Raw genomic sequence first — 7,173 nt, 5'->3', positions numbered from 1 at the left:
GTTCCTTTTTTTCCTGAAATGGGCGCTTATCAACATCATCATGACTAATCTTTTAAACCTCCTCCAATTAGCTAGTCCAGTTATTCCTATTGGGGCTTATAGTTATTCAGAAGGATTAGAAAATCTGGTGGAAAAACAAATTATTACTAATCAAAAACAACTCCAAAGTTGGTTAGCTAACGAGTTAAATTATGGCTCAATAAGTATAGAAACAGCGATAATGTTGCGAGCTTATAATAGTTATCTTAACCAGAATTACCCGAAGATTATCTATTGGAATAATTGGTTAACTGCTGCTAGAGAAACAGCAGAATTAAGAGAACAAAGTTGGCAAATGGGAGCTAGTCTGCTACAATTATTATTAGATTTAAATCTACCCATTAATCTCACTATAGCAGGTGATTGTAATTATGCAATTGCCTATGCTATCGGTGCTGCTATTTGGGATATCAGCAAGTTAGACGCTACTAAAGCATATCTGCACAGTTGGACGACTAATTTAATTACAGCAGGTGTTAAGTTAATCCCCCTTGGACAAACTCAAGGACAACAAATCTTACATAGTTTACATCCAATTATTGAGTTAAACTCTACTAGAATTATTAATCTTAAAGATGAAGAATTATTTACCTGTAATTGGGGGTTAAGTTTAGCTAGTATGGCTCATCAAACTCAATATACACGCTTATTTCGTAGTTAAATAGTCAAGAGGTATCATAATTATGAGCGCTTTTCGTATTGGTGTAGCAGGTCCTGTAGGTTCAGGAAAAACAGCCCTAGTCGATGCTTTATGTAAACAAATGCGCACAGAACTAGAAATAGGCGTAGTTACTAATGATATTTATACCCAAGAAGATGCCCAATTTCTGATTAAATCTCAAGCTTTATCTCCCGAGAGAATAATAGGGGTAGAAACCGGAGGATGTCCCCATACAGCAATTCGTGAAGACGCTTCAATTAACTTAGTAGCGATTAAGGAATTAGAGCAAAAATTTCCTCAACTAGATTTAGTCTTTGTCGAAAGTGGGGGTGACAATTTAGCAGCTACTTTTAGTCCAGAATTAGTAGATTTAACTATCTACGTTATCGATGTAGCAGCAGGAGATAAAATCCCACGTAAAGGAGGACCAGGTATTACTAAATCAGATTTACTAGTGATTAATAAAATTGACTTAGCCCCCCTAGTTAACGCAGATTTACAAGTTATGTCCAGAGATGCTCAAAAAATGCGTGGACAGAAACCTTTTGTCTTTACTAACCTAAAAACTAAACAGGGTTTAACAGAGATTATTGAGTTTATTAAATTGCAAATCTTACCAGTTAAATAAAAAGCGATCGCCTTGACATAAAGAGACGATCGCAGGTAATGATTATTTCTTTTTCTGACTACGCTTTTCCCTTTCTTGACGACGACGATCGCGCCATTCCAAAGTGGTTAAGTAGAGTACTCCTCCACTAACTACCACAAGTAGAATAATAGCGAGCAGAAAGAGACTATTAAGCAGTGTAGTTGTTTCCATTACCTAGAAGCCATTACGTGCCCAGACTACCATAGTAATAGACCAAGTAAATAAAACCAACATAGTAACCCAGCCTAAAGTGATAATATCCATTTCTTTAATCAGTGCTAAACAACAATATCAATTATCATAGCAACAAGATGATCAAGTTAAAAGAACAGCCAGAAAGATTAGAAGAAATACTACAAAATTTACCCACAGAACCAGGGGTATATGTAATGAAAGCAGAAAATGGAGATATTCTCTATATAGGTAAATCCAAACAACTGCGATCGCGTGTACGTTCTTATTTTCGTGACAGTCAACAGCTAAGTCAGCGTATCGCTATGATGGTTAATTTAGTCACCCATATTGAATATATTATCACCGACAGTGAAGCGGAAGCCTTAGCCTTAGAAGCCAATCTAATTAAACAACATCAACCACCTTACAACGTTTTACTCAAAGACGATAAAAGATATCCCTATGTTTGTATTACTTGGTCTGAAGCTTATCCCCGTATTTTTATTACTCGTAAACGTAAAGTCAACAATAAACAAGATCGTTATTATGGACCATTTGTGGATGTAAAACAATTGCGTCAAACCCTAGAAGTAATTAAAAGACTCTTTCCCTTACGTCAACGTCGAGTACCCTTATTTAAAGATCGTCCTTGTCTCAATTATGACCTGGGAAGGTGTCCAGGAGTCTGTCAACAACTGATTACTAGAGAAGATTATCGTCAAACCCTAGAAAAAGTAGCCATGGTCTTTCAAGGTAGGACTACAGACTTACATAAAGTCTTACAAACACAGATGGAACAAGCAGCGATGGAGTTAAAATTTGAATTAGCAGCGCAATTGCGAGATCAGATACAGGGATTAAACAGCTTATTTGCGACACAGAAAGTCTCCTTACCCGATGATAGTATTTCCCGAGACGCGATCGCCCTTAGTTTAGATACAGAACAATGTTCTATTCAACTCTTCCAAATCAGAGGAGGACATCTAGTCAACCGTTTAGGTTTCTTTACCAGTGATGTTAACGCTAATCCAGGGACAATTTTACAACGAGTTTTAGAAGAACATTATCTTCAGGTAGGAGATCGAGAAATTCCCAAAGAAATCTTAACCCAACATCCCTTAGCAGAAGCTGAGATACTCTGTGATTGGTTAAGCCAACGTAAAGGCAAGAAAGTGACAATTACTGTTCCCCAACGTCAACAGAAAGCGGAATTAGTCGCCTTAGTAGCCAAAAATGCTAGTCACGAATTAACCCAAATACAGCAAAAAAGACAAGAAAACCAACAAGAATTAGCCGATTTAGCCCAAATACTCAATTTACCCCAACTTCCCCACCGTATCGAAGGTTATGATATTTCCCATCTTCAAGGTTCAAATGCGGTAGCGTCACGAGTAGTGTTTATTGACGGAATACCAGCTAAACAACATTATCGTCACTATAAAATCAAAAATCCCGAGATTAGAATCGGTCATTCTGATGACTTTGCTAGTTTAGCAGAAGTGATTCAACGTCGTTTTCGTAATTATGAACTAGAAGAATTACCCGATTTAATCATGATTGATGGGGGAAAAGGTCAACTTTCTGCGGTGATGAAAGTACTTACAGAGATTAACCTAGCTTCCCGTTTAAACGTAATTAGTTTAGCTAAACAGAGAGAAGAGATATTCCTTCCTGGTGAATCTCAACCTCTTCCCACTCATCCTTCTCAACCTGGTGTACAATTATTGCGTCGTCTCAGAGATGAAGCTCATCGTTTTGCGATTACTTTCCATCGTAAATTACGTAGTTATCAATAATTGTTGCAGTGCGATCGCTTGAGCTTGAGACATTTGTCCATAGGAGAATACCCAGGGTAAATCAGAGGGGAGTTGGGGTAAAAACCATTCTAGAATATAGGGACTTCCATAGATAACTAATCCTTGAATTAATCCCTGTTGTAGAAGTTGTTGATAGATAATTTGAGTTTGTGGAGATAAACCCGCGCTACCCCTAAAGGGATTTCCCCTTACAAATAACTGTAATAAACAAGGTTGAGGGGGGAGATGGGGGAGAATTCGTTGATCTACTAATAAGGGTGGATAACCTTTGGCTTGGGGGATAGTTACCGCGGGGCTATGAAAAGCCACCATTTCACGATCTAATAAATTATCGACCACGATTAAATTAGTACAAGGGTTATTTAAGGGTAGATTCCCACCACAACGATTAGATTGAGTTAGAATTGCGGTTACGGTTTCTGTAGCTAATGGTTGAGAAAGTTGAGCAAGGGGATGATAGCTATCAGAAGAGATTACCCTAGTTTTAGCGCGCCAAATCCGTTGTAGAGATGCAGCGATTCTCTCTCTAGTGAGATATCCCGAGTTTACAGCATCTAGAATAGCTTGGATGGTGATTTCAGGGTTAGTAGGCATTAAGAGTAGATCAGCTCCTGCTTTAATCGCTTCTACAGCGATGGTTTCTGGGGAAGCATAATTAGTAATTCCTCCCATAATCAAAGCATCGGTAACGATTAACCCGTTAAATCCCAGATTCTCCCTGAGTTGATGGGTAAGAATTTCCCGAGAAACCGTAGCGGGGTATTGTTTATCCCAACAGGGTATCAGTAAATGACCGCTCATGATACTATCGACTCCACTAGCGATCGCCCCTTGGAAGGGTGGTAATTCTATGGTTTGGAGTCTAGAGATACTATGATTTAAAGTAGGTAAACTCAGATGAGAATCGATACTGGTATCTCCATGTCCTGGAAAATGTTTAGCGGTAGTTAAAACGGGGTATTGACGCGCACCAGTGATAAACGCGGTAGCAAGATTAGTAACTATTTCTGGAGTTTCCCCAAATGCTCTAATGTTAATAACAGGGTTAGCGGGATTATTGTTAACGTCTGTTACTGGTGCGAGTAACCAATTAATTCCGATAGCTAAAGCTTCTTTAGCTGTTATAGCACCCATATTTCTAGCATATTCTACAGCTAAATCTGGTTGAGTTGCGGCGATTGCTCCTAAAGCCAAAGGAGGGGGAAAATGTGTCGCACCAGTAAAACGTTGTCCTACACCTTCTTCAAGATCAGCAGCAATCAACAGAGGAATATCTGCCCATTCTTGTAATTTGTGTATTCTATAGGCTACTTCTAGAGCCGAGCCTCCTAATAAAATTACCCCACCTAGGTTTAATTCTTGTAACCATCGAGATAATTGTCTCTGTGGTGCTTCCCAGGTAGGGTAACGAATTTGTTGGTCAAAACAATAGCCAGATGCTCGGATTATGAGCATTTGACCGATTTGTTGTTCTAGAGATAGATCACTCCAAGTTGGTAGTGTTGACTTCTGTCTCATCTTTTTCTTGACGTTGTTGACTGATTTGATTTAACAGATTCAACATTTTATTCCCTCTTTCAATAGAGGTGTCTTCGAGGAAGACTATCTCTGGTACTCTGCGTAGTCGCATTCTCTGGGCTAATTGTTGTCTCACAAAAGGAGTACAAGCTTTTAACCCATCCATAGTTTCGCTTTTGGCTTCGGGTGTGCCATAGATACTTACAAATATCTTCGCGTGTTGTAGGTCGTTAGATACCTCTACATCGGTAACACTTACCATTCCTGCACCAACGCGATCGTCTTTAATCTCACTCAGGAGTAATAGACTAACTTCCCGTTGAATTTGGGAAGAAACCCGAGCTACACGTCTATCAGTAGCCATAATTTGTGTCTCCAGTGAAGCTCTTTTTTATGGTATCACTATATCTTGTCAAGATGACCCAAATCATGAGTTAATCTTTTTTGGTGGGTAAAAAACATAACCAAAGGAGATCCAGTGGAACGCACATTTATCATGATTAAACCCGACGGTGTCCAACGCAATCTGGTGGGGGAAGTAATTAGACGCTTTGAAAATAAGGGTTTTACTCTAGTGGGGTTAAAAATGCTCCAACCATCCCGAGAATTAGCAGAAAAACATTACGCAGTTCACAAGGAAAGACCTTTTTTTCAGAGTTTAGTAGATTTTATTACTTCAAGTCCAGTTGTAGCGATGGTTTGGGAAGGTGAAGGAGCGATCGCCTCTGCGCGTAAAATAATTGGCGCTACTAACCCTCTTAACGCTGAACCTGGTACAATTAGAGGTGACTATAGCGTTAACGTGGGTCGTAATCTCATCCATGGCTCTGATGCTCCCGAAACCGCTCAAGAAGAAATTGCTCTCTGGTTTAGTGAGACAGAATTAGTTTCTTGGAGTCCTACTATCCAACCCTGGTTATACGAGTAGTTAAGCGTTGATATCTTCTCTTTTCTCAAGAATTAGAGGAGATATCGATTTTTGTTCCACCGATCGCACAATCTAGTAACTGCATAGGATGTAAAACGTTAACTTGCTTATTCTGCAATTGTAAGTGTTTTTTGATTTGCAGAGAACAACCGGGATTAGCAGAAACGATTAATTCTGCTCCTGTATTTAAGAGGTTATTGACTTTTTGTTGACCTAATTCGTTAGCTATTTCTGGTTGCAACATATTGTAAACACCAGCGCTACCACAACACAAAGCAGCGTCTAGGGGTTCTCTTAATTTAATTCCTGGTATTTTCTGTAACAGATGTCGAGGTTGGACACTAATTTTCTGTCCGTGTAAAAGGTGACAAGCGTCTTGATAAACAACGGTTAATTCTTGTTCACTTACAGGTGATAAACTAGCGGTTAATCCTACTGCGTCTAAGAATTCTTGTACATCTTTAACTTGAGTGGCGAATTCTTGGGCTTTTTGGCTATAATCGGGGTCATCTGCGAGGATATGTCCATATTCTTTGAGGGTGTGTCCACATCCTGCTGCATTGATAATAATTGCGTCTAATTCTAACCCAGCAAAGCTGTCAATCATTTGTCTAGCAAGGGTTTGCGCTTGTGCTTCTTGTCCTTGGTGTGCGGGTAAAGCGGCGCAACAACCTTGAGTTGGGGGGATGACTACTTCACAACCATTAGCGGTTAAAACTCTGATGGTAGCTTGATTAACGTCATCGAAGAAAAGACGCTGTACACAACCGAGTATCATTCCTACGCGATAGCGTTTCTCGGTTTGAGAGGGAATGACTAAGGGGTATTTATTATTTAAGTTGGCTAATTTGATTGGGGGTAAAATCGACTCCATCGCTGCTAGACGAGGGGAGATTTGCTTGAGTATTCCTGTCTTTCTGACTAATTGGGATAACCCTAAGCGTTGATATAACCACAACAGAGGTAAGAATAGACTCAGCCTGTCGGGATAGGGAAAGAAATTAAAGATTAAACTTCTAATCAGGCGATCGCCAAGACTACGGGATTGATTTCTCTCTACTTGAGGACGTGTAGCAGCGATTAACTGGTCGTATTGTACTCCTGATGGACAAGTAGTGACACAAGCTAAACAACCTAAACAGGTGTCAAAGTGTTCGGTTACTCCCGATGTTAACGCTATTTCTCCTTCGTTAATCCCATCCATGAGATAAATACGTCCGCGGGGTGAGTCCATTTCTTTGCCGATAACGCGATAAGATGGACAAGTGGATAAACAAAAGCCACAATGTACACAAGCGTCGATTAGTTCGGGTTTAGGGGGATTTTTACCATCAAAACCCTGGAGATTTTTAACTGTCTGGTTGAGATTGGTTTGAGAAGTTGTCAT

At 39.7% G+C, this 7,173-nt stretch carries 8 protein-coding genes; 4 read left to right on the top strand and 4 right to left on the bottom strand.

Annotation, left to right across the window (positions count from 1 at the left end):
* Window positions 1-40 precede the first annotated feature (40 nt).
* Together EA365_12335 and ureG are read left to right on the top strand one after the other, a co-directional pair.
* Window positions 41-700, top strand: a complete 660-nt coding sequence (locus EA365_12335) for an urease accessory protein UreF (GenBank protein TVQ43623.1) — start codon at window positions 41-43, stop codon at window positions 698-700.
* Window positions 701-722: 22 nt separating this feature from the next.
* Entirely contained in the window at window positions 723-1,328 is a 606-nt protein-coding gene (ureG, locus tag EA365_12330) for an urease accessory protein UreG (protein TVQ43622.1), read from the top strand.
* A 195-nt stretch (window positions 1,329-1,523) separates the two neighbouring features.
* Here ureG and petN read toward each other — a convergent pair whose 3' ends face one another.
* The gene (gene petN / locus EA365_12325; GenBank protein ID TVQ43621.1) at window positions 1,524-1,613 is read right to left on the bottom strand and encodes a cytochrome b6-f complex subunit PetN; all 90 of its coding nucleotides are present in this window, start codon (window positions 1,611-1,613) and stop codon (window positions 1,524-1,526) included.
* A gap of 47 nt (window positions 1,614-1,660) precedes the next feature.
* Between petN and uvrC the strand changes: the two genes are divergently transcribed.
* Window positions 1,661-3,319, top strand: coding sequence for an excinuclease ABC subunit UvrC (gene uvrC / locus EA365_12320; protein ID TVQ43620.1), 1,659 nt, complete (start codon window positions 1,661-1,663; stop codon window positions 3,317-3,319).
* Here the strand turns inward: uvrC and EA365_12315 are convergent.
* Complete coding sequence (locus EA365_12315; GenBank protein ID TVQ43619.1) at window positions 3,302-4,858, bottom strand: beta-glucosidase; 1,557 nt, start codon at window positions 4,856-4,858, stop codon at window positions 3,302-3,304. The genes uvrC and EA365_12315 overlap by 18 nt on opposite strands.
* Window positions 4,824-5,222: a 30S ribosome-binding factor RbfA gene (gene rbfA / locus EA365_12310; protein ID TVQ43618.1), complete on the bottom strand. Its 399-nt coding sequence runs from the start codon at window positions 5,220-5,222 to the stop codon at window positions 4,824-4,826. The genes EA365_12315 and rbfA overlap by 35 nt, the downstream gene beginning before the upstream one ends.
* A gap of 114 nt (window positions 5,223-5,336) precedes the next feature.
* Between rbfA and EA365_12305 the strand changes: the two genes are divergently transcribed.
* On the top strand, window positions 5,337-5,786 hold the full coding sequence (locus EA365_12305; protein ID TVQ43617.1) for a nucleoside-diphosphate kinase: 450 nt from the start codon (window positions 5,337-5,339) through the stop codon (window positions 5,784-5,786).
* 25 nt (window positions 5,787-5,811) lie between these two features.
* Here EA365_12305 and EA365_12300 read toward each other — a convergent pair whose 3' ends face one another.
* A complete protein-coding gene (locus tag EA365_12300; protein ID TVQ43616.1) occupies window positions 5,812-7,173 on the bottom strand; it encodes a 4Fe-4S dicluster domain-containing protein in 1,362 nt (453 codons plus the stop codon).

Source organism: Gloeocapsa sp. DLM2.Bin57 (assembly GCA_007693955.1).
Taxonomy (GTDB): Bacteria; Cyanobacteriota; Cyanobacteriia; order Cyanobacteriales; family Gloeocapsaceae; genus Gloeocapsa.
Note: the sequence above shows the minus strand (reverse complement) of the source record. Positions and strands in the feature narration are given on the sequence as shown.